The 23,880-nt window shown below is 75.0% G+C and carries 22 protein-coding genes and 3 pseudogenes; 9 read left to right on the top strand and 16 right to left on the bottom strand.

What is annotated here, in order from left to right:
- Nucleotides 1-331 precede the first annotated feature (331 nt).
- The 3 genes and pseudogenes from BJ961_RS15255 to bdeA all read right to left on the bottom strand — a co-directional run bounded on the left by BJ961_RS15255 (nt 332) and on the right by bdeA (nt 5,675).
- Nucleotides 332-1,621, bottom strand: coding sequence for a PucR family transcriptional regulator (locus BJ961_RS15255; protein WP_271413367.1), 1,290 nt, complete (start codon nt 1,619-1,621; stop codon nt 332-334).
- Between the two features lie 137 nt (nt 1,622-1,758).
- Nucleotides 1,759-4,528: pseudogene (locus tag BJ961_RS15250) on the bottom strand (LuxR C-terminal-related transcriptional regulator).
- Between the two features lie 226 nt (nt 4,529-4,754).
- Entirely contained in the window at nt 4,755-5,675 is a 921-nt protein-coding gene (gene bdeA, locus BJ961_RS15245; protein ID WP_271413365.1) for a bis(hydroxyethyl) terephthalate hydrolase, read from the bottom strand.
- Nucleotides 5,676-6,132: 457 nt separating this feature from the next.
- Here bdeA and BJ961_RS15240 point away from each other — a divergent pair, with 457 nt between their 5' ends.
- Nucleotides 6,133-7,020, top strand: coding sequence for a Gfo/Idh/MocA family protein (locus tag BJ961_RS15240; RefSeq protein WP_271413364.1), 888 nt, complete (start codon nt 6,133-6,135; stop codon nt 7,018-7,020).
- A 6-nt stretch (nt 7,021-7,026) separates the two neighbouring features.
- On the opposite strand, the gene BJ961_RS15235 is transcribed toward BJ961_RS15240, so the two are convergent.
- Nucleotides 7,027-7,395, bottom strand: coding sequence for a hypothetical protein (locus BJ961_RS15235; RefSeq protein WP_271413363.1), 369 nt, complete (start codon nt 7,393-7,395; stop codon nt 7,027-7,029).
- Between the two features lie 438 nt (nt 7,396-7,833).
- Here BJ961_RS15235 and BJ961_RS15230 point away from each other — a divergent pair.
- Nucleotides 7,834-8,187 (top strand): annotated as a pseudogene (locus tag BJ961_RS15230) (SpoIIE family protein phosphatase); the annotation flags it as partial.
- 76 nt (nt 8,188-8,263) lie between these two features.
- Nucleotides 8,264-8,485, top strand: coding sequence for a hypothetical protein (locus BJ961_RS15225; protein ID WP_271413362.1), 222 nt, complete (start codon nt 8,264-8,266; stop codon nt 8,483-8,485).
- A gap of 78 nt (nt 8,486-8,563) precedes the next feature.
- Here BJ961_RS15225 and BJ961_RS15220 read toward each other — a convergent pair whose 3' ends face one another.
- From BJ961_RS15220 to BJ961_RS15205, 4 genes are all read right to left on the bottom strand, one after another.
- Nucleotides 8,564-9,040, bottom strand: a complete 477-nt coding sequence (locus BJ961_RS15220) for a DUF5709 domain-containing protein (protein ID WP_271413361.1) — start codon at nt 9,038-9,040, stop codon at nt 8,564-8,566.
- Between the two features lie 73 nt (nt 9,041-9,113).
- Complete coding sequence (locus tag BJ961_RS15215; RefSeq protein ID WP_271413360.1) at nt 9,114-10,595, bottom strand: hypothetical protein; 1,482 nt, start codon at nt 10,593-10,595, stop codon at nt 9,114-9,116.
- A 147-nt stretch (nt 10,596-10,742) separates the two neighbouring features.
- Nucleotides 10,743-13,127, bottom strand: coding sequence for a glycoside hydrolase family 65 protein (locus BJ961_RS15210; RefSeq protein WP_271413359.1), 2,385 nt, complete (start codon nt 13,125-13,127; stop codon nt 10,743-10,745).
- Nucleotides 13,124-13,864, bottom strand: coding sequence for a beta-phosphoglucomutase family hydrolase (locus BJ961_RS15205; protein WP_271413358.1), 741 nt, complete (start codon nt 13,862-13,864; stop codon nt 13,124-13,126). Before BJ961_RS15205 ends, BJ961_RS15210 begins: the two co-directional genes overlap by 4 nt.
- Nucleotides 13,865-13,917: 53 nt before the next feature.
- On the opposite strand from BJ961_RS15205, the gene BJ961_RS15200 reads away from it, so the two are divergent.
- Nucleotides 13,918-14,607 carry a nucleoside/nucleotide kinase family protein gene (locus BJ961_RS15200; protein ID WP_271413357.1) on the top strand — a complete coding sequence of 230 codons (690 nt, stop codon included), beginning with the start codon at nt 13,918-13,920 and terminating at the stop codon, nt 14,605-14,607.
- Between the two features lie 19 nt (nt 14,608-14,626).
- Here BJ961_RS15200 and BJ961_RS15195 read toward each other — a convergent pair whose 3' ends face one another.
- The gene (locus BJ961_RS15195; RefSeq protein WP_271413356.1) at nt 14,627-14,800 is read right to left on the bottom strand and encodes a hypothetical protein; all 174 of its coding nucleotides are present in this window, start codon (nt 14,798-14,800) and stop codon (nt 14,627-14,629) included.
- A gap of 388 nt (nt 14,801-15,188) precedes the next feature.
- On the opposite strand from BJ961_RS15195, the gene BJ961_RS15190 reads away from it, so the two are divergent.
- Nucleotides 15,189-16,106: a MurR/RpiR family transcriptional regulator gene (locus BJ961_RS15190; RefSeq protein ID WP_271413355.1), complete on the top strand. Its 918-nt coding sequence runs from the start codon at nt 15,189-15,191 to the stop codon at nt 16,104-16,106.
- Nucleotides 16,107-16,288: 182 nt separating this feature from the next.
- Nucleotides 16,289-16,672 carry a hypothetical protein gene (locus BJ961_RS15185; RefSeq protein WP_271417055.1) on the top strand — a complete coding sequence of 128 codons (384 nt, stop codon included), beginning with the start codon at nt 16,289-16,291 and terminating at the stop codon, nt 16,670-16,672.
- Between the two features lie 15 nt (nt 16,673-16,687).
- Here the strand turns inward: BJ961_RS15185 and BJ961_RS15180 are convergent, their stop codons facing one another.
- Both BJ961_RS15180 and BJ961_RS15175 read right to left on the bottom strand, forming a co-directional pair.
- The gene (locus BJ961_RS15180) at nt 16,688-17,167 is read right to left on the bottom strand and encodes a flavin reductase family protein (RefSeq protein WP_271413354.1); all 480 of its coding nucleotides are present in this window, start codon (nt 17,165-17,167) and stop codon (nt 16,688-16,690) included.
- A 22-nt stretch (nt 17,168-17,189) separates the two neighbouring features.
- Nucleotides 17,190-18,023: an ATP-grasp domain-containing protein gene (locus BJ961_RS15175; protein ID WP_271413353.1), complete on the bottom strand. Its 834-nt coding sequence runs from the start codon at nt 18,021-18,023 to the stop codon at nt 17,190-17,192.
- A 129-nt stretch (nt 18,024-18,152) separates the two neighbouring features.
- Between BJ961_RS15175 and BJ961_RS15170 the strand changes: the two genes are divergently transcribed.
- Together BJ961_RS15170 and BJ961_RS15165 are read left to right on the top strand one after the other, a co-directional pair.
- Nucleotides 18,153-18,887: a TetR family transcriptional regulator gene (locus tag BJ961_RS15170; RefSeq protein WP_271413352.1), complete on the top strand. Its 735-nt coding sequence runs from the start codon at nt 18,153-18,155 to the stop codon at nt 18,885-18,887.
- Between the two features lie 173 nt (nt 18,888-19,060).
- Entirely contained in the window at nt 19,061-19,483 is a 423-nt protein-coding gene (locus BJ961_RS15165) for a Zn-ribbon domain-containing OB-fold protein (protein WP_271413351.1), read from the top strand.
- 7 nt (nt 19,484-19,490) lie between these two features.
- Here the strand turns inward: BJ961_RS15165 and BJ961_RS15160 are convergent, their stop codons facing one another.
- Nucleotides 19,491-19,898, bottom strand: a complete 408-nt coding sequence (locus BJ961_RS15160) for a PPOX class F420-dependent oxidoreductase (protein ID WP_271413350.1) — start codon at nt 19,896-19,898, stop codon at nt 19,491-19,493.
- Between the two features lie 49 nt (nt 19,899-19,947).
- Nucleotides 19,948-20,196, bottom strand: a pseudogene (locus BJ961_RS15155) (pyridoxal phosphate-dependent aminotransferase); the annotation flags it as partial.
- Between the two features lie 206 nt (nt 20,197-20,402).
- Between BJ961_RS15155 and BJ961_RS15150 the strand changes: the two are divergent.
- A complete protein-coding gene (locus BJ961_RS15150; protein WP_271413349.1) occupies nt 20,403-21,749 on the top strand; it encodes a S1 family peptidase in 1,347 nt (448 codons plus the stop codon).
- A 70-nt stretch (nt 21,750-21,819) separates the two neighbouring features.
- Here the strand turns inward: BJ961_RS15150 and BJ961_RS15145 are convergent, their stop codons facing one another.
- The 3 genes from BJ961_RS15145 to BJ961_RS15135 all read right to left on the bottom strand — a co-directional run bounded on the left by BJ961_RS15145 (nt 21,820) and on the right by BJ961_RS15135 (nt 23,846).
- On the bottom strand, nt 21,820-22,005 hold the full coding sequence (locus BJ961_RS15145; RefSeq protein ID WP_271413348.1) for a hypothetical protein: 186 nt from the start codon (nt 22,003-22,005) through the stop codon (nt 21,820-21,822).
- Between the two features lie 188 nt (nt 22,006-22,193).
- Nucleotides 22,194-22,889, bottom strand: coding sequence for a L,D-transpeptidase family protein (locus BJ961_RS15140; RefSeq protein ID WP_271413347.1), 696 nt, complete (start codon nt 22,887-22,889; stop codon nt 22,194-22,196).
- 156 nt (nt 22,890-23,045) lie between these two features.
- On the bottom strand, nt 23,046-23,846 hold the full coding sequence (locus BJ961_RS15135; RefSeq protein WP_271413346.1) for an SDR family NAD(P)-dependent oxidoreductase: 801 nt from the start codon (nt 23,844-23,846) through the stop codon (nt 23,046-23,048).
- Between the last annotated feature and the right edge of the window lie 34 nt (nt 23,847-23,880).

The raw sequence follows: 23,880 nt of genomic DNA, 5'->3' as shown, positions 1-23,880 counted from the left end.
GGTGACGGGTGAAGGGGGAGCTCACGACAACACGGGCACGGGTGTCCGTACAGGGGGCTCGGGCAGGGTCGCTGCGGCGTCCCAGTCCGGGGGCGGTGAGTCTGTGCGGATGCCCAGGAGGGCGGTGGCCCGGCGGCGTCCGTCGTGCGCGCCGACGGTGCGGGACGGGGCGTCCGGGAGGCCCTCGGCCGGTGGCGGGCGGGCGCGCAAGGGCGGGGGTGCGGCTGGAGGGTGAGGGGACGCGGCCGTTCCGGGCGGCACACCGGCTGCGCGGCGTACCGCCCGGGGCGGACGGCTTCGGCGGGGCGCGGGCGTCGCCCCGCCGCGTGCGTCAGTCGGGCAGGAGGCGCCGGGCCGTCAGGGCGAGGCTGAACTCGACGACGTCGGCCGGGCGGGCCAGGGAGCGGCCGGTCAGCTGTTCGCAGCGGCGCAGGCGGTTGAGGACGGTGTTGCGGTGGCAGTAGAGGCGTTCCCCGGCGCGCTGGGCCGAGCCGTCGCAGTCGAGCCACGTGGTGAGGGTGTCCAGGAGCACCTCGCGGTCGGCGGGCTCCAGGCGGAGCAGCGGGCCGAGCACCTTCTCGGCCAGCGCCCGGCCCAGTTCGGGGCTGGAGACGACCAGGGCTGCGGGGAGGTGGTCGGCCAGTCGCACCGTGCCGCCGGCCGCGGGGCAGATGTCCAGGGCCGTGTCCGCGAGCCTGCGGGCGTCGCCGACGGCGGCGAGTCCGTCGACCGGGCTGCCGACGCCGGTGCGGAGACCGGGGACGACGGCCGGGGCGTGCGGCCCGGTCCCCGGCTCGTGCGGGTGCGGCAGGTCCTCGCGGGGACCGACGAGGACGATGCCGTAGTCGACCTCCGGCCCGGCGTGCCAGTGGACGCGGGCCCCGGGCGGTACGGCGGCGGCGCGGGCCGCGTCGGAGCGGGCCGGGGGCCCGCCGGTGACGGCGACGACGACGTACCGGCCCTGTTCCGGCAGGTCCAGGGCGCGGGCGGCCTCGGGCAGGTCGGCGATGCGGCCGGTGCCGTCGAGCAGCCCGGCCGCCAGCAGCCGGGCCCGGTTCTCGCGGCGCCGGCCGATCTGCCACTCGGTCTGCCGGTAGGCGTCCGCGACCAGGGTGCAGTGCTCGTCGACGAAGTTCCACACGTCGGCGGCCACGTGCACCAGGAGCCGCACGTCCTCGGGGGCGGCCCTGGACGTCTCCTCGACCAGCCGCTGCCACACCAGCGAGCCGCCCAGGCGGAAGGCGTGGAGCAGGGCGTCCAGCGGGAGTCCCTGTTCGGCGCGGGCGGCGCCGATCCGCCAGGAGCAGCGGCGGGCCGCGTCCCGGGCGCCGCGCGGGTCGAGGAGCGAGGCCACGCTGTGCCGCAGGGAGCGGTGGGCCTCCTGCCAGGTGGCGGTGGGGTCGTGGGCGAGGGCCGCCCGGTACGCGGGCTCCTGCTCCCCCAGCAGGGCCGTCAGCCGGTCGGTCAGGTCGGGCAGGTCGTCGAGCAGGGCGCGGGCGGCCCGGTGCAGGACACGCAGGGCGTCGGCGTCGATCAACGACGTGACGCCGGGTGTCCGCGGGCGTGGAACGGGCGTCAGCCCGGTGCGGATCGCTGCTCGTGACCGTACGGCGTGCTGCATCGCGGTCCTCCCCGGGGCAGGGCTTGCGGAGGCGCCGCTCCGCGACGGGCCGTCCCGCCGCGCCGGGCCTGCCCCCTGACTCGTCCTGCCCCGAAGGATGGCATACCGTCCGGTCGGTCCCTAGGGTTGTGCACCGGTCATTTCCTGCGGTCCGGGCTCCCGGGCCCATCGCGCCGACCGGCCCCGGGGGTCTGTTCCGCCTGCCCGACCACGCGGGCCAGCTCCAGGCGGGACCGTACGCCGAGCGCGGCGAAGACGTTGCGGAGGTGGTAGTCGACGGTGCGGGTGCTCACCGCGAGGGTCAGCGCGACCTCGCGGTTGGTGGCGCCCTCGGCGACGTGCCGGGCGATGCGCAGTTGCTGCGGGGTCAGGCGGGTGAGGCGGGTCGGCGTGCCGTCCCGGGTGTGGTGCGGGGTCGCGCCGAGGGCGCGCAGTTCGTCGCGTGCCTGCGCGGCCCAGACGCCGGCGCCGCACCGCTCGAAGCCGGCCAGGGCGGTGCCGAGGCGGCCGCGGGCCTCGCGCGGTCTGCGGCGCCGGCGCAGCCACTTGCCGTACAGCAGTGCCGTGCGGGCCCGTTCGAAGTCGCCGCCCGCCTCGTCGTGCCGGGCGAGCGCGCGCCGGTAGAGGTCGTCGGCGGCGTCCGGCGGGGCGAGGAGGGCGTGGCAGCGGGCCAGTTGGGCGGCGGCCTGCGGGTCGGCGCCGAACGCCGCCCAGCCGGCGAAGTCCGTGAGGACCCCGGAGGCGTCGTCGTGGCGTCCGGCAAGGACCGCGGCCTCCACGAAGCAGGGCACGGCCAGCCGCCACACCGCGAAGTGGCCCCGCCCGGGGCCGGGGAGGACGAGCAGCCCGAGCCGGTCGGCGGCGTCGTACGGGCGCCCCCTGCCGAGGTCGGCGCGGGCCGCCGCCCACTGGGCGAGAGTGGCCGCCTGGGCCAGCCCGTGCCGTCGGGCCGTGTCCAGCGCCGCCGTGACGTGCCGGGCGACGACCTCCGGTTCCTCCTCGACCGACGCCGCGAGTGCCAGCACCGCCCGGTGGTGGGCCGCCGTGTTGCGCTGCCCGGCCCGCAGTGCGGTGTTCAGCCCCTCCTCCGCGTGGGTGCGGGCCTGCGGGTGCCGGCCGGCGCGCAGTTCGGCGTAGGCGAGGTACTCCAGGGCCCGCGGCACCAGCGTGTCCGCGCCGAGCTGCCGGGCGGCCGCCAGCGCCCGGGCCCCGGCGCCGCGGGCGGCGTCCACGTCGCCGAGCAGCAGCGCGGCCGCCGCGGACCGCAGCAGCTCCTCGGGCCGGTCTCCGGTCCTGCCCCGTGCCACCACCTGCCCGAGCGGTGCGCCGGCCCGGTCGAGCCGCCCCTGGAGCAGTGCCCGCATGCCGACGCGGTGGTCCCGTACGGCGGAGGCCGCGGGTGGCTCGGAGCACCGGTGGGCCGCGCGCCCGTGGGCCGCGGGGTCGGCCCGGCGCGGTGGTTCGGGGGCGAGCGTGGCCAGGCAGGCCGGCAGGTCGCCCGCCGCCCAGGCCGCGTCGGCGGCGGCCAGCGCGGCGGTCGCGGCGTCGGCGGGGGCGTCCTTCGCGAGCAGGGACGCGGCCAGCAGCAGGGACTGGTGGGCGTCGCCGACCGGGCCGTCCCCGAGTTCGGTCAGGCCGCGCACCAGTTCGGCCCGGCCCCGTACGGCGGCGGGGGCGGCGTGGCCGCGCGCCGCCACGAGCAGCGGGCGGGCCCGTTCGGGGCGCCCGGCCAGCAGTTCCTGCTCGGCGGCGGCGGTGTACCGCTCCGCGCGTGTCGCTCCGTCGGCCGTCAGCTCGGCGGCGCGGGCGTACGCCGTCGCGCGCAGCCGGTGGGAGGCGGGTGCGGTGCCGTCGGCCGCCACCGCGGCGAGCCGGTCCGCGGGTGACGGCGCGGGTGCCGGGCCGCCCAGGGCCCAGGAGCGGTGCAGCAGCTCCGGGAGCCGTCGGCCGCCGCTCTCCAGTGCGTCGGCCAGCGCGCGGTGCGCGGCGCGGCGGCGGTCCGGCGCGGCGGTGGCGTGCACCGTGCGGCACACCAGCGGGCTGTGGAAGCGGAGCCGGTCGCCTGCCAGGAGGAGCTGCGCGGGCAGCGGTTCCGGGCCGGGACCCGGCGCCGGTCCCAGGCGCCGTACCGCTTCCCGGGCCAGTCCTGCGTCGACGTCCGGCCCGTCCGAGGCCTGTACGGCCGCCGCCACCGTCAGCAGCAGGTCCCGCGCGTGGGGCGAGCCCCCGTCGGGGTGCCGCCCGCGGCCTCGGCCAGGGTCGCGGCGTCGGCCAGGGGGCGGGCAGGGGCCGGTGGCCGCGCAGCTCGGCGGGTGACAGGCGGCGCACGAGGGCGACGAGGAGGGCCGGGTTGCCGTCCGCCTCGGCCAGGAGCTGCTCGCGGACGGCCGGGGTGGCGGCGCCGTCGGTCGCGTCGTCGAGCAGGGCGGCGGCGCGCGGCGGTGACAGTGGATCGAGGCGGACCACGGGCAGCCGGTCGAACTCGGGGGCGACGGCACGGTCCGTGGCGACGGAGAGGAGGAGGCCGACCCGGCCCGCGGGGTGCAGGCGCTCCGCCGCGCGGCCGAGCGCGGTGCGTGACGGCGCGTCCCACAGATGGGCGTCGTCCACGCACACGAGTGCGGGTGCCTCGTCGGCCGCCGCCCGCAGGGTGGCGAGCAGGTGCCGGGCGTCGACGGGTGCGCCGGGGTCCGGACCGGCGCCGGGGCCGAGGCGCAGTACGGGACCGGCGCGGAAGGAGCGGGCGGCCCACCGGAGCAGCGTGGTCCGGCCGAGTCCGGGTTCGCCGGTCAGGAGGAGCCGGCCGCCGTGGGTGGGCAGTCCGTCCAACAACTCGCGCAGCGCCTTGCGTTGCGTGCTCCGGCCGTGGATCCGCACGGCCGTGCGTACGGTCGTCTCTGCGGTCATTCCCGGGAGGTTACGCGCGCGTAACCCGAGGCGGAAGGCATCGGTCCGCCCGCGTCGGCCGGGGCTTCGCCGCTGCCACCTGCGGTGCTGTGTCCCGCGGGCGGCCCGGTCGCTGTGCCGGCGCCCAACCGGCCTCGGGCGGGGGCGTGCGCCGGCACAGCGCGACGGCGGCGGCCGCGACGTACCCGCGACCGCCGCCGGGCGGGGTGCCCCTGCGAGCGGGGCGTCAGGAACCGTGCGGGCAGTTGCCCCGGTACTCCTCGATGGTCAGGCTCGGCCGGGGCAGCGGGCACAGGAACTGCTCGTAGCGGGTGTCGTTGTCGACGAACCGCTTGAGCCAGGAGATGCTGTACTTCGCGATCGTCGTGTTCGACGTGTTGGGCGAGAAGTGCGTCGCGTTGTTCAGCTCCAGGTAGGCCCGGTCGGTCGCGGACGGCAGGCCGCCGTAGAACGGCTCGGCGTGGGAGGCCACCGGGGCGATCGTGTCGCCGTCGGCCCCCACGATCAGCGTCGGGGTGCTGACCTCCGGCCAGGTCTTGTCCAGGTTCCAGGGGGTGAGGGGGATGGCCGCCTGGAGCGACGGCCGGGACTTGGCGGCCTCCAGGGTGCCGCCGCCGCCCATGGAGTGGCCCATGACGCCGAGCCGGCTGCTGTCGATCCGGCCGCGGACGGAGCTGCGCCCGGTGAGGTAGTCGAGGGCTGCCAGCAGTTGGCGGCCCCGCGAGTCGGGCTGGTCCAGCGTGGTGTTGGTGTCGATGGTGAACACGACGAAGCCCTGGGAGGCCAGACGCGGGCCGAGCCAGGCGATGGAGGACTGGTACGCGGTGAACCCGGGCGCGATCACGACGGCGCCGAACGTGCCGTCGCTGGTGCTGGTCGGGTAGTAGATGGTGCCGCCGCCGAACCCGGTGACGGTGAGCGAGGAGACATTGGTGTCCGCGACGGAGTAGGGGCCGCGCAGCGCCTCGATGCTGGACTCGGTGGGAGCCGGGCCGCGCTCGTACGGGTTGTCGGCGGCCTGGGCGCCCGGGCCGGTGAGGGTGCTCAGCGCGACGACCGCGGCCACGGCCGCCGTCAGCCCGGCGAACCGGCGCCGTACGGTGCGGTGTGCCGGACGCGCGGCGTGGGTGTGGGGGTTGTGCTGCACGAGGGGGGTCCTCTCTGTCGTGGCGGGCGGCCCGGCCGGTGGTCGCACACGGCCCGGAACACGTGGGGTCGCGTTCCGGGGCCTTCTCCGGGCGGGCCTCGCCGATGAGTCGGCGATGCCACTGTCGAGGGGCGGGGCGGCCGGGGGGACCGGCAGAATCACCGGTCTCGTACGGCGCCGGGGTACGGCCCTGCCGGGCGGGGGCACCGCGCCTTCGCCGCCCTGCCCCCGCGCTCCGGCCTCGCGCTCCGGCCCCGCCCTCGCTCCCGCCCCCGACCGCTGCCTCCACCGTCGGCCGCTGCCTCCACCGTCGGCCGCTGCCCCCGCCGTCGGCCCTGTCCGGACCCCCGGCCGGTGTGGCAGGCTCGGTGCGGACCGGGGCGTGTCGTGCGCCGGTCGTCGTGGAGGAACGTCGGTCGGGCCAGGCCCGGACCCGGCACCGTGGAGAGGCGACGGGATGCGCATCGGACTGCTCGGCACCGGACCCTGGGCGGACCTGGCGCACGCCCCCGCCCTCGCCGGGCACGACGCCCTGGACTTCGTGGGGGTGTGGGGCCGCCGCCCCGACGCCGCCGAGGAGTTGGCGGCGCGGCACGGCACCCGGGCCTACGACGACGTCGACGCCCTGCTGGCCGACACGGAGGCGGTCGCCGTGGCGCTGCCCCCGGCCGTACAGGCCGACCTGGCGGTGCGCGCGGCACGGGCCGGGTGCCATCTGCTGCTCGACAAGCCGCTCGCGGCGACGGTGACGCAGGGGCGCGCGGTGGTGGAGGCGACGCGCTCGGCGGGCGTCGCCTCGGTGGTCTTCTTCACCGCCCGGTTTCAGCCCGAGACCGAGGCGTGGATCACCGAACAGGCCGCCGTGGACGGTTGGTTCACCGCACGGGCGCAGTGGCTGGGTGCCGTGTTCGGCGGGGACGACAGCCCGTTCGCCGACTCCCCGTGGCGGCGGGAGAAGGGCGCCCTGTGGGACGTGGGGCCGCACGCCCTGTCCGTGCTGCTGCCGGTCCTCGGTGACGTGGGGCGCGTGGCGGCGGCCGCTCCCGGCCCCGGGGACACGGTCCACCTGGTACTCGACCACACCGGCGGGGCGTCCAGCACGCTCACGCTCAGCCTGACGGCGCCGCCCGCCGCGGCGGGGGCCGCGGTGGAACTGCGCGGCCGGGCCGGGGTCGCGCTGCTTCCGCAGGCCGCGGAGGGGCCGGTGCCCGCCCTGCGGCGGGCCGCGGACGCGCTGCTCGCCGCCGCGGGCGGCGCCCGCCCGCATGCGTGCGACGCCGCGTTCGGACTGCGGGTCACCGAGGTCCTCGCCGCGGCCGAGGGCATGCTGACCGGGCGCGGGTGAGCGCCCTCAGCCCTCGGGGCGCGCGGGCCCGGAGGATTCGTCGCTCCACCGGAACCACGCCCGGTCGCCCCTGATGTGCAGCAGGAACGCGGCGACCGGGCCGTCGGGGGACACCAGCCGCACCCGCCGTTCGATCTCCGCGTAGGCCGCCTCCCACCACTTCCCGCGCTCGGCGTCGTCCCCCTCCGCGAGGGCGAGTTCGCGGGCGAACAGGTCGTGGAGGGCTCCGTAGGCGGGGCCGGCGCGGAACCGGCCCGACAGCCAGGGGAAGTCGGCGTCGTCGATCAGGATCTCCCCGATCTCCTCCGGTTGTGCGCCGCTCTCCCCCGTGTCCCGCGCCCGGCGCACGTGCCAGACCTCGCCCTCGAACGCCATGCCGCCTCCACCGCACCCCGCGCCGCCGATCGCCGTGGGTGGTGCCAGCCTGCCATCCGGCACCGGCATCCGGCTGTCACCGCTCCGCACCCCGGGCCGCGGATTAAGCACGCCTCAAAGACCGGTCAAGCGTTCCGGGTGCGTCGCCACGCACCCCAAGTACCAGCAGGGACGACGGTTTTGGGCCGGGCCGGGACGGTTGGCCGGGACGGGCCGGGCCGTCGCCGCTGCGCTTTCGCCTTCGACGACGTGGCCGACTTCGCCTCCTGCATCCAGGCCACGGCGCCGGCCGGCTTGCGGCTGACGCTCGGCGCCTTCTGGAGCGCCCGTCCGGCCGCGCCGCTCCGCCCGCCCGGCTCTCCGCGTGCGGGCGGGGCGGAGCCGTAGGAGCGTGGTGGTGTGCGAAAGGTGTCCGTCCGGCCACCGCGCCGGGGCGAGGAACGGCGGAGCTGGCTGAGCGGGGCACCGCCGCCCCGCTGGGTGCGGGTGCTGCCGCTGGGGCTCGGACTCGCCGACGCGGGGGCCATCGAGGCGCGCACGGTGTCGCTGCGCCCCGGCGACCGGCTCTTCCTCGCCTCCGACGGCGTGGTCGAGGCGAGGGACTCCGACGGCGCCTTCTATCCGCTGGCGGAGCGGCTGAGCGCCCTCGCGGACGAGAATTCCGCCGCGCTCCCGGGCCTGGTCTGGGCGGACCTCGTGCGCTTCTGCCCGGACGCGCAGGACGACGTCACGATGCTCGTCCTCACTCCCGCGCCGCCGGCCCTCGGGATGCGCGGGACGATTCCGCATTGAATGGTGTTATCGGGATATTCGGGACCGACAACAGCACGGCACCGAAGCAGCTATCCGGATGCGAGGAGCACTGATCATGTCGACGTCACAGCCCGACGCCTCCCGGCCCTCCGAAGCCCGCGCGGGGGACGACCGCGCCACTCCGGACGACCTGCTCCGCGCCCGCACCGGCACGGAGGTGTCCCCGGAGGACCTCGTCCTGGCCGCCGGCCGGGACGTCAACGAGCGGAATCTGGAGTGGGCCAGGCGGAAGCTGGCCGAGGAGGGGCCCGCGGCCCTCGACAAGCTGCTGCCCTGACCGCCGGGAGCCCCTGCCGAACGAAGCTCGTCCGGCCGGGGCTCCCGGCGCCGTCCCGGCGACTCCCGCGGCCGCGCCTCAGGGCTCCGGCAGTTCCGTCTCGTCCTCCACCACGTGCACCGCGGCCTCCTCGGCGCCCGCGGCTCCGCCGTCGATGCCGACGTCCTCGGCCACCGTCTCCTTGGTCGTGTCGGTGCGGACGCCCTCGTCGGGGGCGACCAGGCGCCCCGAACGTTCGGTGCCCGCCTCGGGATCCACGGGTTCGCCCTCGCCGCCGGGCTCGTCGCCCACGCCGTCCCCGTCGGGGGCCTCGACGTCGGGCACCTCCTCGGCCAGCCGCTCGTCGAGGGTCTCGCCCTCGTGCTGCTCGGCGGCCGTGGTGCCGTGCTTGGTCACACCGAGGGGCTTCTCCGGCGGGGAGTAGCCCTCGTCGAGGGTGTCGTCGTAGGTCCGTTCGTCGACGGCGTCCTGGAGGTCGAGGGGCGCGGCGTCCTCCTGCTCCTCGTTGGTACCGGTGGGCTGGTAGGCGTCGTCGGCCATCGGGTCCGTACCCATCGCTGCCTCCCTCTCGCGCTCGCGTCGGCTCGGTCGTCTCGCTGTCCGGTTCGCGTTTCCCGATACGCGATCTCTAACCCGGTGGCGCGACGCGGATCTCCAGGTCGGTGACGCGGTGCGGGGCCCAGTCGCGGGCGTAGTCGGGCGGGGTGCCGCCGGGACCGGTGAGGACCGCGACCGGGATCCGCCGGGCGGTGTCCAGGATCTCGGCGGCGGTGGTGTTCTCGTTGTTGCCGCCGGTGTTGCCGGAGGAGCAGCCGGTGTAGTAGCCGATCGGGATGGACTCGTGCTCGGCGACCAGGCAGGGCGGGCGGACCCCGAGCCGGTGCAGTTCGGCCGCGACGCGGGTCCAGTCCTCGCGGCTGTCGACGTTGCGGTTCACGGTGCCCACGAGGACCGAGACCTGGACCGCCAGATGTCCGACCAGGGCGAGCGCGACGAGTGTCGCGGCCACCGGACGCCACCGGTCGCGCCCTGTCCTGGCCAGGTGCCAGAGCGCGTCGGCGACCGGGAGGGCGAGCAGGGCGTAGGCGGGCTGCAGGAAGCGCGGCGCCGCATAGCCGATCATGAACAGGTAGGGCGCCGCGGCCGTCACGGCGCAGACGAGCGGGACCAGCGTCGCGGCGGCTCGCCGGGCCCGGACCGCGACGACGGCGCCGCAGACGGCGACGACGGGGAGCAGCAGCCACCACAGGGTGACGACGGGGTGCGGCATCGCTCCGGTGCACGGGCGGCACAGACCTCGTCCGCCCAGGCTGCGCATCTGGTCGTCGACCGCGATGTTCCAGCCGAGGCCGCCCTGGATCTCGGAGGCCCGGGCCAGCCGCTCCCCGAGGCCGCCGTACCAGGCGTACGCCTCGATCGCCCACTCCCCTCCCCCGGCCGCCAGGCCACCGGCCAGGGCGAGCAGCAGCGGCCAGTGGCGGCGCGCGAGGACGAGGACCAGCAGGGGGACGGACACCCAGACCGCGTCGGTGGGCCGCATCAGCGCCATCAGCGCGGCGCCGGCCGCCACGCCCCACAGCACGCCCCGGCCGGGGTGCCCGCGCAGGGCCCGCAGGAAGCAGCCGACCGTGATCAGGGCGCCGACGGCGACCCAGTAGTTGGGCATGGCCTGGGGGCCGTAGAAGAGGGTCACCCACAGGGTGGCGAAGAAGGCGCCGGCCGTGGCGAGGACCCGGACGGGGAACAGGTCCTTCCAGGCGCGCAGGGCAAGGTACAGGCCCAGACCCGAGACGGCGGCGAGGTAGACGCGCAGCAGTTCGGTGGAGGACGACCAGGAGGCGACGGGCGCCACCAGCAGGGAGACGCCCCGGGAGCGGGGCGCGCTGAAGAACGCGGCGGGGTGGTGGGCGGTGACCTGGCTGATGTAGACGATCTCGTCCCAGCCGAGCCCCAACGTGGGGTGCACGAGGACCAGTTGGAGCAGGACGAAGACGGCGGCCACCGCGGCGATCGGCGCGTCACCACGCAGTCCGCGGGGGGCGCCGGACGCGCGCGTCGCCTCGCCGCCCCGTCGGCCGCCGACGAGGATGGTGTTCGCGCCGTCGGCCATCGTGCACCCCTCACCCCCGCCCGTCGCGGAGCCGCTCGTTCCTCACCTCCTGCCGCCCGTGGCGGGAGCCCGGAAACCCGGAAACCAAGGTCAAACTAACGCGGTTGCCACCGGTACGCAGGACGGATCTCGGCCAGTCGGGTCGTCTCATCCGCCGTCCGTACCGCCGCCCGCCCGGTCCGCGGCGCCCGGACGGCGGTGCGGCGGCTGTTCGGGGGTGGGCCGCCGCTTGGGCGGGGAGATGGCGAGGGTGACGGGCCCGTCGCCGTTCACGTGCGCCTCGGTCCCGTGGTGGTGGATGGTCAGGGGGTCGCCGGCCAGCAGCGAGTACGTCGCCTTGTCGGGGCCGATCTCCACCCGCAGGCACCGGCCCCGGAACTGCAGCCGGAAGGCGAGGCGGCTGAACTTCTCGGGCAGGCGGGGCGTGAAGCGCAGGCTGTCGCCGTCCCGCCGGGTGCCGCCGAAGCCGGCGACCAGCGCCATCCACGTACCGGCGAGCGAGGCGATGTGCAGCCCGTCGCGGGTGTTGTGCTCCAGGTCCGCGAGGTCCATCAGGGCGGCCTCGGTGGCGTAGTCGTATGCGAGGCGCAGGTGGCCGGTCTGCGCGGCGACGACCGCCTGGCAGCAGGCGGACAGGGAGGAGTCCCGCACGGTGAGCGGCTCGTAGTAGGCGAAGTTCGCGGCCATCTGGTCGTCGTCGCAGTGGGCGTCGAACCAGCTGCCGCAGGTGTACATGGCCAGCACGAGGTCGGACTGCTTGACGACCTGCTTGCGGTAGATGTCGAAGTAGGGGAAGTGCAGCATCAGCGGGTACTGGTCGGCGCCCGTGTTCGCGAAGTCCCAGCGCTGGTGGCGGGTGAAGCCGGCGTGCTGCTCGTGGACGCCGATCTCCTCGTTGTACGGGATGTGCACGGCCTCGGCCGCGTCCCGCCAGGCGGCGCTCTCCTCCTCGTCCACGCCGAGCCCGGCGGCCTCCTCCGGGTGGCGTTCGCACGCGTCGGCGGCGGCGAGGAGGTTGGAGCGGGCCATGAGGTTGGTGTACGTGTTGTCGTCGACGACGGCGCTGTACTCGTCGGGTCCGGTGATGCCGTCGATGTGGAAGACGCCGTGGTGGTCGTGGTGGCCCAGCGAGCGCCACAGCCGGGCCGTCTCCACCAGGAGTTCCAGGGCGGTCTCGCGTTCGAAGGCGGTGTCGCCGGTCGCCGCCGTGTAGCGCACCGCGGCGTGCGCGATGTCGGCGGCCACGTGGAAGGCGGCGGTGCCTGCGGGCCAGTACGCGGAGCCCTCCGAGCCGTCGATGGTCCGCCAGGGGAACGCGGCGCCGCGCAGCCCGAGTTGGGCGGCGCGGTCCCGGGCGGCGGGCAGGGTGGCCTGCCGCCAGCGCAGTGCCTCGGCGACGGCCGCCGGAGCGGTGTAGGTCAGCAGGGGCAGCACGAACATCTCGGTGTCCCAGAAGGCGTGTCCGTCATATCCGGAACCGGTCAGTCCCTTGGCCGGAATGGCGCGCTGCTCGGCGCGGGCGCCGGCCTGCAGCACATGGAAGAGGGCGAAGCGGACGGCCTGCTGGATCTCCTCGTCGCCGTGCACCTCGACGTCCGCGCGGGCCCAGAAGTCGTCGAGGTAGGCCCGCTGTTCGGCCACCATTCCGTCCCAGCCGCCGTGTGCGGCGGCGGCCAGCGCGGCCTCGACCTGGTCGCTCATCGCGGGCCGGGAGCGGGCGCCCGACCAGCCGTGGGCGACGGTCTTCTGCACCCGCAGCCGCTGGCCCGGGTCGAGGACGGAGGTGATGGTCAGGCGGGAGACGTCCGTGTTGCTCTCGCTGCTGGTGGTGATCTCCCCGGGGGCCTCGACGACGTGGTCGGCGGCCACGGCGACCCGCAGGCCGCTGCGCCGGGTGCGGTGGACCAGGCGCAGCCGCGACCCCATGGCCAGGTCCTCCTCCGGCTCCAGGGGGGACTGCAGCGCCTTGGCGGTCCTCGGGTCGCCGTCGGCGGAGGGCAGGCTCTCGTTGGCGACCAGCTCCGACTGGATGACCACCCGGGTGCGGCTGTCGACGGGCTCGACCTCGTACTCCACGGCGGCGATGGCGCGCTGGGTGAGGGAGACGAGGCGGGTGGAGCGCACCCGTACGGTCGTGCCGGCCGGGGAGGTCCACTCGCAGCTGCGCTCCAGCACGCCGCGCCGGAAGTCCAGGGTGCGTTCGTGCTTGCGCAGGCGCCCGTAGCGCAGGTCGAAGGGCTCGTCGTCGACCAGCAGCCGCAGCAGCTTGCCGTTGGTGACGTTGATGACGGTCTGGCCCGACTCGGGGTAGCCGTAGCCCGCTTCGGCGTAGGGCAGCGGGTGGAGTTCGTAGACGCCGTTGAGGTAGCTGCCGGGCAGGCCGTGCGGTTCGCCCTCGTCGAGGTTGCCGCGCCAGCCGACGTGCCCGTTGGACAGGGCGAAGACGGACTCGCTCTGCGCCAGGAGGTCGAGGTTGAGTGCCGTCTCGCGCACCCGCCAGGGCTCCACGGTGTACGTCCTGTTGGTGATCACGCGTGGCCTCCCAGCTCGGCGAGGTCCTTGACGACGCGGTCGGCGCCGTGGGCGTAGAGGGCGTCGGTCTGGCCGACGCGGTCGACGCCGACGACGTAGCCGAAGTGTCCGGAGCGGCCCGCGTCCATGCCGGCCAGGGCGTCCTCGAAGACGGCGGCGCGGGACGGCTCGACACCGAGGTCGCGGGCGGCGGCGAGGAAGGTGTCGGGATGTGGTTTGCCCGGCAGTTTCCGTTCCCTGGCCACCACGCCGTCGATCCGTACGTCGAACAGCCGCTCGGCGTCGATGGAGTGCAGTACGTCGCGGGTGTTGGCGCTGGAGGAGACGATCGCGGTGGCGAGTCCGGCGCCGCGGACCGCGTCGATGTAGCGCAGCGTGCCCTCGTAGGGTTCCACGCCGTCGGTGCGGATCTTCTCCAGGAGGAGTTCGTTCTTGCGGTTGCCGACGCCGTTGACGCTTCGCGTGTCCGGCGGGTCGTCGGGGGTGCCCTCGGGCAGTTCGATGCCGCGGGAGGCGAGGAAGGAGCGGACGCCGTCGGCGCGGGGGCGGCCGTCGACGTACTGGTCGTAGTCGGAGTCGGTGAAGGGACGGAAGTCCGCGCCGTCCCGCTCGCGCAGGAAGGCGTCGAAGGTCGCCTTCCAGGCGGCGGCGTGCACCACCGCCGTCCTGGTGACGACCCCGTCGAGGTCGAAGAGGCAGGCCTGGATGTCGTCGGGAAGTCCGAGCTGCGTCGTCATACCCCCACAGTTCCCCGCCGGGGCGGGTCCGATCAGGTGACACACTGTGGGGTGTGCCGCTGACGTTCGAGGACCTGCTCGCCCGTGCCCGCCGCCTGCCCCAGAGCGGGAGGCGCGCGATCCTGGGCATCGCGGGCGGTCCGGGGGCCGGGAAGTCGACGCTCGCCGAGGAGCTGGTGCGGGGGCTGAACGGCACGGGCGAGCCGTGGGTGGCGCACGTGCCGATGGACGGCTTCCACCTCGCCGACGCCGAACTGGACCGGCTCGGCCGCCGGGACCGCAAGGGGGCGCCGGACACCTTCGACGCGGCCGGGTACGCGGCGCTGCTGGACCGGCTGCGCGCGGAGCCGGACGGCGAGACCGTGTACGCGCCGGGCTTCGAGCGGGTGCTGGAGCAGCCGGTCGCCGGGGCCGTACCGGTGCCGCCCACCGCACGGCTGGTGGTGACGGAGGGCAACTACCTGCTGCTGGAGACCGGGGCCTGGGCGCGGGTGCGATCACGGCTCGACGAGGTGTGGTTCTGCGGGCCGCCGGAACCGGAGCGGATCCGGCGCCTGGTGGCGCGGCACGAGTGCTTCGGCAAGTCCCCCGCGGACGCGGCCGCCTGGGCGCTGGGCCCCGACCAGCTCAACGCCGACCTGGTCGCCGCGACCCGGCACCGGGCCGACCTGGTGGTGCCGGAGGGGGCGGTGCGCGCCCGGCCCCCGGCGTCGCGGGGTCCCGCGCCCTCGGCTCCTTCGTGACGCGGTCGCTCCCCGCCGGTCACTCCTCGTCGTAGTCGTCGGGGCGGACGTGCGCCTCCTCGAGGGCCTCGCGCAGGGTCCGGCCGGTGCCGCCGGGCGGGCGGGGCGGGTTCTCCTCGCCTCGGCTCCGGCGCTGGTCGAGCACGTCGTCGGTGGTGTCGGTCTTCGGCCGGTTCTCTTCCGGGACGGTCATGACGGCTGCTCCTGCTCCGTGTCGGCGGGCTCTTCCGTGCCCGTGGGTTCTTCCGTGGCGGCGGGTTCCCGCCCGGCGCGGTGCTATCCCCGCCCGACGCGTGCTGTCCCCGCCCGACGCGGCGCGATCTCCCCTCCGGCAGGGTGCGATCTCCCTCCGGCACAGCGTGGTCGCCGTCCGGCGCGGTGCCGTCCCGGCGCGGCACGGTCCCGGCGCGGCGCATGCCGTCCCCGCCCGGCACGATGCGATCTCCCTCCGGCACGACGTGGTCGCCGTCCGGCGCGGTCCCGGCGCGGCGCGGTCCCCTTTCCGTGCGTCCGTGACCCGCCCTGTGGGCCCCTGGGGGTGAGCTATGTTGACCTCCGTGGGAGACAGAGGAGGCGCACCCGTGCCATCGCCGCAGCAGGCACGTGCACAGGCGTCGGCGATCACCTCGGGGCGGGCGGCCCCGGAGTCGGAGGTCTCCCCCACGTCGCGGCTCAGGACGCTGTTCGACCGGCCCCGCCTCTCACCGGGGCAGCGCCGCATCGCGCAGTACCTCATCGAGCACCTCACCGAGGCGGCGTTCCTGTCGATCACCGACCTCGCCGAGCGGGTGGGCGTGAGCCAGCCCTCGGTGACGCGGTTCGCCTCGGCGGTCGGCTTCAGCGGTTACCCGGCGTTGCGGGAGCGGCTCCAGGCGATCGCGCTGGGCGGCCGGGGCGGGGCGGGGGCCGAGGAGTACCGGGGCAACGAACTCCAGGCGGCCGTGGACGCCGAGATCGAGAACCTGGAGAACCTGCGGCGCGACTTCGCGGACGCGGACCGGGTCATCCACGTCGGCCGCGAGCTGGCCGCCTCGGCGCCGCTGACGGTCCTCGGGCTGCGCATCTCCGTCTCGCTCGCCGAGTACTTCGCCTACGCGGCACGCCGGGTCCATCCCGACGTACGCCTGGTGACCCGGGGCGGCACCGTCGCCTACGACGCGCTGCTCCAGTCCCGGGAGGCGGGCGGCACCTGGGTGCTGGCCTTCTCGATGCCCCGGCACGCCCACGAGACCCTGGGCGCCGTGCGGGTGGCTCGCGGTGCCGGACTGAAGGTCGCGCTGATCACCGACCTGGCGCTCGGCCCCGTCGTGGACGAGGCCGACGTCACGTTCGCCACCGGGACGGGATCGCGGCTGGTGTTCGACTCCTACGCGGCGCCGGGCGTGATGTGCGCGGCGCTGCTCCAGGCCATGACCGACGCCGACCCGGAACGCACGCAGGCACGGCTGGAGGAGTACGAGCAGGTCGCGGACCGGCACCAGTTCTTCCTGCGCGACTGACCCGGCCCGTTGAAGCAGACATGAATGTTTTCATACGTCTTGCCAAGCGGATGGCATATATAAATACTGCTCACGTGTCGCGACCCGGCCGCCGCGGAGGGCGCCCCACCTGCCGCGAACGCCCCTGGACCGGGGCCGCCCCACCCGTCGCCCGCCCCGTCGACGCCGCACACCCGGAAGCGATGATCATGCCCCTGACGACCACGCGACTCAGCGCGGACTGGCCCTGCCAGGTCAAGACGCCCGGCAGCTACGACTGGGAGCGCTCGGCCACGAGGTGGCTGCGGGAACTGGTCCCGGCCCGCTACGCCGGCTACCCGGCCCTGATCCGCCACCCGGTGCTCCTCGCCCGCCATGCGCAGCTCCAGGTCCAGCAGGAGATCCGGGTGGCCCGCACCGCGCTGCAGACGGCCCGGGCGGACCTGCCGCGGCTCGGACTGCACGAGACGGTCATCGAGCACACCATCAAGCTGTACGCGGCGGAGGTCCTCCAGTTGCAGCACATCGCGCGCAGCGTACGGGCGGTCACCGAGGCGTTGGCCGAGCGGGGCGCCGCCGGGCGCTGACCTCGGGGCAGGCGCTCAGTCCACCGGATGACCCGGGCGGATGGCGCGGGCCCCGTCGAGCCGCAGCAGCGGTCCGGCGGCCTTCTCCCGCCCGCCCCACTCCACCGGTTCGAGGACGAAGCCGACGTGGTCTCCCCCCGCGATCCGCTCCACGACCCGTCCGACGAACCACGCCTCGGCGTCCTCCAGTACGACGGCCCCGCCGTACGCCTCCCGCACGCGGATCCGCCGGAACTTGTCGACGTCGTCACCGCTGTGCCCGCCGAAGAGTTCGGCGGTCTCGCGCTGGTCGCGGGCGAGCAGGTGGACCGCCAGCACGTCGGCGGAGCGCGCGACGCGGAAGGTGCGGTTGACGTCGGAGATCCAGACGGCGTACCGCACGGGCCGGATGGAGCACTGCGAGGAGAAGCCGACCAGGCAGCCGGCCCGCTCCCCGTCCGCGGCGGCCGTGACGACGCACATGTCCGGGTCGAGCCGGTCCAGGAACACGTCCATGCGGCCATGCTAGAGGGTCGGCTCAGGTGGCGAGCAGGCGTCGCAGGGCCGTGCGCAGGGCGGTGACGAAGGCGTCGCGGGCCGGCTCGTCGAGGGCGTCCAGGGACAGGTAGGGGTTGAGGTCCTCCAGCTCCACCAGCAGCAGTTCACCGTCGGGGGCGCGGCAGGCGTCGACGCGCTGGATGCCGTGGTCGACGCCGTTCCACTCGATGAACCGCCGTGCGAAGTCGAGGTCGGCCACGGTGGCTTCGTACGGCTCCAGCCGCCAGCGGCGGTCGGGACGCGGCGCGTGCAGGGCGTACTGGTAGTCGTGGTCGACGAAGTAGAAGGACACCTCGTAGGCGAAGTCGACACGTGGCTGGACGAGCAGGTCCCGGGCCCCGCCCACGGCCTGCGGCACGCGGTCCGCGGGGACGGTCCGCAGGCCCGCCGAGTCCGCGCCGAGCCTGGGCTTGACGACGTAACGGTCCGCGACGGGCAGCAGGTGCAGGTCCTCGGCGCGGTCGACGGTGGGGATGACCGGGAATCCCGCTGCGGTCAGGTCGAGCAGGTACTGCTTGCCGAGCATGTCCGCCCTGCCGGTGAGCTGGTTGTAGACACGCGTTCCGCGTTCCGCCGCACGCTCGCGGAAGGCGTCGTACGCGGCCTTGTACCCCTGCACGGGGCCGCTGTTGCGCACGACGACGGCGTCGAAGGCGTCGAGCAGCGCGGCGGCGTCCCGGGGGTGGCACAGGGCCAGGTCGAACTCCTCGCGCAGCCGGGAGGCGAGGAAGATGTCCTCGTCGCAGTAGCGCCGCCCGCGCGCTTCGTAGGCCAGGTCGGTGACGTACAGGATGCGGGGGCGGGCGAACGGCATACGGGACTCCTCCGGGGCTGACCGGAAACGATCGTATGTGACCGGAGCGGCGAGGGGGCCGGTGCACTCGGTTCCCTCCATCTGCTGCACTGAGTGCCATGGATACCCGGGGCTGCTACGTTCCCCTCCATGAGCACCAGCAGTGCGGCGCCCCGCCGCGGCGACGGGACGGACGCGGCCCCGGTCCGGCCGCCGATGCGGGAGGCACTGGTCGAGGCGGCGTTCCGGCTGTTCCTGGAGCGCGGGTACGAACAGACCACCGTGGACGACATCGTCGCCCTCGCCGGTGTCGGGCGGCGGTCCTTCTTCCGGTACTTCCCGTCCAAGGAGGACGTGGTCTTCCCCGACCACGAACGCTGCCTGACCGACATGAAGGCGTTCCTTGCCCACTCGCCCGAGGACGCCGACCCGGTGGGACGGGTCTGCGACGCGGCCCGGCTCGTCCTGCGCATGTACGCGGAGAACCCGGCGTTCTCGGTGCAGCGCTACCACCTCACCAGGAAGGTCCCCGGGCTGCGCGCCTACGAGTTGTCGGTGGTGTGGCGCTACGAGCGTGCCCTCGCCGCGTACCTGCGCGGACGCCTGGGCGGCCGGCCGGACGGGACCCTGCGCGCCGACGTCGTCGCGGCCGCCGTGGTCGCGGCGCACAACAACGCCCTGCGGTCCTGGCTGCGTTCCGACGGGCGCGACGACGCGGGGGCCGCCGTGGACCACGCGCTGGGGTACGCGCAGTCCGCGTTCGGCGACGTGCCCGTGCCGCCCCGCGGCGAGTCGCCCGACGACGTGGTGGTCGTGGCAGCACGTCGCGGGACGCCTCTGTGGCAGGTGCTGCGGGAGATCGAGACCGCGTTCGCACGCGACTGACCGGCGGGTCCCAGCCCTCACCCGCACCGGAATCCAGGGTACCGAGTGCCTTTACGAGTGACACTGAGTGCCATACCCTGTGGGGCGTGCACGGAGGCACGGCGAGCCGCGCACACGCGTGCCGGGCGACCGCGCATGCGGCATTCCGGCCCGAGCGCAGGGAGTTGACCAGCGTGTACCACTCAGGAAACGTCGCTCGGCAGGCGGTCGGCCCCTCGACGGGAGTGCTCGACCCGAAGACCGAGGACCGGCGCCCGGACACCGAGGCCGTGTTCTACCAGTGCTGCACCTGGTGCGGCACCGCGATGTACCACCGGGTGCTGTGCCCGGTCTGCCGCGGCAGCGAGCTGCGGACGGAACGCAGCGAGGGCACGGGGACGGTACGCCACGCCACGGTGGTGCACCGCAACACCCCGGCCGCGCGCAACGTCTCCCTCATAGAGATGGCCGAGGGCTTCGTGCTGCGCGGCCGGGTCATGGGTCCGCTGATCGGCATCCACAGCGGCGACCGGGTGCGGCTGTCCACGGCCAAGGACCCGGTGCGGGGCGAGCCGGTCTTCCAGCTGGTCGACGAGCCGTACCGGGCCTGGACCTGAGGGCGGGTCAGCTGCCGGCCGGCGGTCCGGGCGTGAGCGTGACGCGGATCCCCACGGTCCCGTCGAGCTTCCGGCGCAGCCGGCTGCCGAGGAGGGTGAGCCGGCCGACGACGCCGTACTTGCGGGCGAGCAGCCGCCGGTAGCGGGCCGTGGTGGCCGGGTCGCAGATCTCCGCCGTGCCCGGCACCTGGTCGCCGGTCGGCCTGCCGCGGACGTCGCAGGGGCCGACCAGGACGTCGGCGCGGTTGCGGACGCGCTTGACCTTCCAGGAGTCGGCGACCGTCCAGACGCCGAGCGCGTCACCGTCCCGGACGACCCACACCGGGGTGGCGACCGGGGTGCCGTTCTTCCGGTACGTGGTGACCAGCAGGTACTTGCCGGCGCCGAGCCGGTCGAGTGACGCGTCGTCGTCCATGCTCCGGAAGTCTAGGCGCCCCGCGTCCGTGCACGGCGCCGCCCCCGCCTCAGTCCAGGGCCGCCGCCATCCTCCGTACCGCCTCCGTGAGGATCTCGGGCGGGGTCGCGAGGTTGAGCCGGACGTGTCCCCTCCCGCCGCGGCCGAAGGGGACGCCGGAGCTGAGGGCCACCCGGCCCCGGGTGAGGAAGACGTCCGCCGGGTCGTCGCCGAGGCCGAGGGCGCGGCAGTCGAGCCAGGCGAGGCAGGTCGCCTCCCCGGGGCGGTGGACGACCCCGGGGAGCCGCTCGGCGAGCAGGGGTGAGCGCCCGCAAGGGGTTCGGCTCACCGGGCTGGTCCCGCGGGATGCCGGTCATGGGCTCAGGACAGGGCGCCGCGGCGGAGCGGGGAACGAGGCGGCGACGCGGTGAACACCGCGGTGGCGGCCACCGTATGTGAGGAGGGCTCTCGACGTCCGGGCCCCCGCGGCGGCGACGTCGCGCGGTCGGGTTCGGGAGCGCAGGCATGAGGCACGCACGACGACGCATCGTCCGGCGAGCGGCACGGCTGGCGGCCGTCGGCGGACTCGTGCTCGGGGGGACGATGGTCACCCGGGCGGTGGCGAGCGAACCCCCCGGCCCGCCCGCCGCGCCGCACACGCTCGCGCGGACCGCGTCCGGCACCGGCGCCGGCCTCGTGGCCCGGCTGGGTGCCGACCGCACGGCGGGCCACTGGACCGGCTCCGACGGGCGGCCGGTCGTGGCGGTCGTCGACGACGGCGCGGCGCGGGAGGTCCGGAGGGCGGGTGCCGAGGCGAAGGCCGTGCGGCACAGCATGTCCGAGTTGAGGTCGGCGGCCTCGGCACTGCGTTCGGCGCCCCGTGTGGCCGGTACGGCGTGGGCGCTCGACTACCGGTCGAACGAGGTGGTGGTGCGCGGTGACCGCACGGTCTCCGGTGCCGACTGGTCGCGGCTGACGGGCGTCGCGGAGGGCATCGGCGGCTTCGTCCGCATGGAACGCACCGAGGGCGCGTTCACCACCCGGCTGAACGGGGCGGAGCCCATCCTGTCCACGGCGGGGCGCTGCTCGGCGGGGTTCAACGTGACGGACGGCACCCGCGACTTCATCCTGACCGCCGGTCACTGCGGGCCGACCGGCTCCGTCTGGTTCGGTGCGGACCGGGGAGACCGGCAGGTCGGCAGGACGGTCGCCGGGAGCTTCCCGGGCGACGACTTCTCCCTGGTGGAGTACGCCGACGGTGAGGCGGGCGACGGCGCCGACGTGGTGGCGGTCGGTGGCGGCAAGGGGGTCCGGATCACGGGGTCGGGTGAACCGGTGGTAGGGCAGCGGGTGTTCCGCAGCGGGAGCACCAGCGGGCTGCGTGACGGCCGGGTGACGGCGCTGGACGCGACGGTCAACTATCCGGAGGGCACGGTCACCGGCCTGATCGAGACCGACGTGTGCGCCGAACCGGGGGACAGCGGCGGGCCGATGTTCTCGGAGGGCGTCGCGCTCGGTGTGACGTCGGGCGGCAGCGGTGACTGCGACAAGGACGGTACGACGTTCTTCCAGCCACTGCCGGAGGCCATGGAGTCGCTCGGGGTCCGGCTCATCGCCTCCGGGCGGCAGGGCGCCGGGCAGCAGGGCGCTGCCGGGACCGCCGCACCGGGCGCCGCCGCACCGGGGGCGTCGGCGCCCGCGACGGGGTCCGGGGGTGCGACCCTGCTCGCCCGGCTCACGGACCGCCGGAACGTCGGCCCGGGGCTGCTGGTCGTGGCGGGAAGCCTGGTGGCGCTGGTCGCCACGCGGTGGATGAGGGCCGAGCAGGACCGCGAGGCGTACCGGCGGCACTACTCGACGACGTGGGGCTGAGCCGGGGCCGGGACGAGGGCCGGTCCGTGGACGCCGGCGGGCCTGGGCACCGAGGAGACTCGGGCGCCGGTCAGGCGGCCTTCACGGACTCCGGGGCCGCGTTGGCCCACTCCATGACGAGCCGCTGGTACTCCGCACGCTGCTCGACGCTCAGTGTCCCGCCCGACCGGAGCCACAGGGCCCGGATCTCCTCGTTGACCTCGTCAGCCGATCGCTCGGAGGAGGGTTCAACAGTGGTGGACATGCTGTGAAGCATACGGCGGCCGGCGTGAAGACGATGTGAGTAATCGCGAGCCAAAGGGACATATCGGACCGTGTTGCTGATCACGTCGATCTTCCCATCTGTCAAGGCCTGCGGGCGAGTTCGTTCCCACCCGATGTGTCCTGCCCCACACGGCACGCCTCTTCACACCTGAGCGGCTCCCGGCCCGGCGCCGGGGTCCGTCAGGTGCCCGGCTTGCGGCCGTACACGTAGACGTCGTCGCCCTTCCTCAGCAGCGACCAGTACTTCTTGGCGTCGGTCTTCGTCATGTTCACGCAGCCATGCGAGCCCGGCGGGTTCCACATGCTGACGCCGACGGAGTGGAAGGCCTGGCCGCCGTCGAAGAACTGGCTGTAGGGCATCGGCACGTGGTAGATCGTCGAGACGTGGTCGATGTTGCGCCAGTAGACCTTCTTCAGGCCGGTGCGGGTCTCGTAGCCGTTGCGCCCGGTACGTACGGGCACCGGCCCGTACACCAGCTTCCTGCCGTCCTGGATCCAGCTCAGCTGGAGGGTGAGGTCGACGCAGGCGATGCGGCCCTTGTTGGTCGGGCACTTGCCGGACTTGTTCGGGCTCTTCCCGACGGCCTTCTGCTTCGTCATGAGATCCATCACGCCCCAGGTGACGGGCCCCGCGTAGCCGGCGTCGGGTGTGATGCCGTGCTTGGTCTGGAAGGCACGGATCGCCTTGCAGTCGGCGGTGGACTGCTTGCCGTCGGCCTTGCGGCCGAGGAACTTCTCCACCTTCTTCTGGTACGGGCCCGCCTTCGCGGTGCAGCTCGCGGCCTGGGCCGGTGCGGCCGTGAGCGCGAGTGTGAGCGGTGCCACCAGTACGGTGATTCCGAGTGCGACGGCTCCCCGTCGGCGTGTGTCCCCCATGGCCGGTCATGCCTTTCGCGTCGAGGCGGTGCGCTGGGCGGAAGGTCGCCTTTGGTGCGATCCCCGCCTGCTAGACCGCCGCCCGACGGCTTTGGTTGCGCGCCGCCCGCCGCCGCGACGAAACAGTGACAAACGCCACCGGGCGGGCCGTACCCGTCAGTCCGTGCGGTCCGCCTCCCGCACGGCCCGCCGGAAGCCGGTGTTGACCGCGGTCAGGCCGCCGTCGACCGCGAGGGTGGTGCCGGTGATCCAGGAGGCGTCGCGCGAGGCCAGGAAGGCGACGGCCGCCGCGATGTCCTCGGGCTCGCCGACCCGTCCCAGCGGGTACAGCCCCTGTACCGCCGCCAGGTCCTCGTCCCGGCCCTCCCAGGCGGTGGTGCGCACCGTGCCCGGCGTCACGAGGTTGACCCGGACGCCGCGCGGGGCCGCGTGTCCGGCGAGGGTGCGGGTCAGGGAGGCGAGCCCCGCCTTGGCCGCGCTGTAGGCGTGGTTGCCGAAGTCCTGGACGCCGTTGACCGAGCCGATACCGACGATCGCGCCGCGCCCGGAGGCGGCGAGGTGGGGCAGCGCGGCCCGGCAGCAGCGGTAGGCGCCGGTCAGGGTGATGTCGAGGTCGCGGGCCCACACCTCGTCCGGCTCGTCCTCGAAGAGCGGGGCGTCGGGCGCGCAGGCGTAGGCGTTGTTGACCAGTACGTCCAGGGCGCCGAAGGTGTCCACGGCGTGGGCGACGGCCGCCTCGACGGACGCCCGGTCGCCCACGTCGCAGGTGAACGCCTCGGCCGTGAGCCCCTGTTCCGCCAGTCGCGCCGCGGTGTCCCGCGCCGCGTCGAGGTCCACGTCGGTCAGCAGCACCCGGGCCCCCTCCGCGGCCAGCCGTCGTGCGGTGGCGGCGCCGATGCCCCGGGCGGCGCCCGTCACGAGTGCCGCGTGGTCCGTGAATCGCCTGGTGTCCGTCATGGGCCCGACGGTACTGCCGCGACGATCGCACCGG

It is taken from the genome of Streptomyces lienomycini (genome assembly GCF_027947595.1).
Lineage (GTDB): Bacteria > Actinomycetota > Actinomycetes > Streptomycetales > Streptomycetaceae > Streptomyces > Streptomyces lienomycini.
This window is presented reverse-complemented; position numbering and strand designations above follow the sequence as displayed.

Bases quoted from the DNA above. Each gene is read 5' to 3' on its own strand.
- BJ961_RS15255 (WP_271413367.1), bottom strand. From the start codon at position 1,621: ATGCAGCACGCCGTACGGTCACGAGCAGCGATCCGCACCGGGCTGACG.
- BJ961_RS15240 (WP_271413364.1), top strand. From the start codon at position 6,133: ATGCGCATCGGACTGCTCGGCACCGGACCCTGGGCGGACCTGGCGCAC.
- BJ961_RS15235 (WP_271413363.1), bottom strand. From the start codon at position 7,395: ATGGCGTTCGAGGGCGAGGTCTGGCACGTGCGCCGGGCGCGGGACACG.
- BJ961_RS15225 (WP_271413362.1), top strand. From the start codon at position 8,264: ATGTCGACGTCACAGCCCGACGCCTCCCGGCCCTCCGAAGCCCGCGCG.
- BJ961_RS15220 (WP_271413361.1), bottom strand. From the start codon at position 9,040: ATGGGTACGGACCCGATGGCCGACGACGCCTACCAGCCCACCGGTACC.
- BJ961_RS15215 (WP_271413360.1), bottom strand. From the start codon at position 10,595: ATGGCCGACGGCGCGAACACCATCCTCGTCGGCGGCCGACGGGGCGGC.
- BJ961_RS15205 (WP_271413358.1), bottom strand. From the start codon at position 13,864: ATGACGACGCAGCTCGGACTTCCCGACGACATCCAGGCCTGCCTCTTC.
- BJ961_RS15195 (WP_271413356.1), bottom strand. From the start codon at position 14,800: ATGACCGTCCCGGAAGAGAACCGGCCGAAGACCGACACCACCGACGAC.
- BJ961_RS15185 (WP_271417055.1), top strand. From the start codon at position 16,289: ATGATCATGCCCCTGACGACCACGCGACTCAGCGCGGACTGGCCCTGC.
- BJ961_RS15180 (WP_271413354.1), bottom strand. From the start codon at position 17,167: ATGGACGTGTTCCTGGACCGGCTCGACCCGGACATGTGCGTCGTCACG.
- BJ961_RS15175 (WP_271413353.1), bottom strand. From the start codon at position 18,023: ATGCCGTTCGCCCGCCCCCGCATCCTGTACGTCACCGACCTGGCCTAC.
- BJ961_RS15170 (WP_271413352.1), top strand. From the start codon at position 18,153: ATGAGCACCAGCAGTGCGGCGCCCCGCCGCGGCGACGGGACGGACGCG.
- BJ961_RS15160 (WP_271413350.1), bottom strand. From the start codon at position 19,898: ATGGACGACGACGCGTCACTCGACCGGCTCGGCGCCGGCAAGTACCTG.
- BJ961_RS15150 (WP_271413349.1), top strand. From the start codon at position 20,403: ATGAGGCACGCACGACGACGCATCGTCCGGCGAGCGGCACGGCTGGCG.
- BJ961_RS15145 (WP_271413348.1), bottom strand. From the start codon at position 22,005: ATGCTTCACAGCATGTCCACCACTGTTGAACCCTCCTCCGAGCGATCG.
- BJ961_RS15140 (WP_271413347.1), bottom strand. From the start codon at position 22,889: ATGGGGGACACACGCCGACGGGGAGCCGTCGCACTCGGAATCACCGTA.
- BJ961_RS15135 (WP_271413346.1), bottom strand. From the start codon at position 23,846: ATGACGGACACCAGGCGATTCACGGACCACGCGGCACTCGTGACGGGC.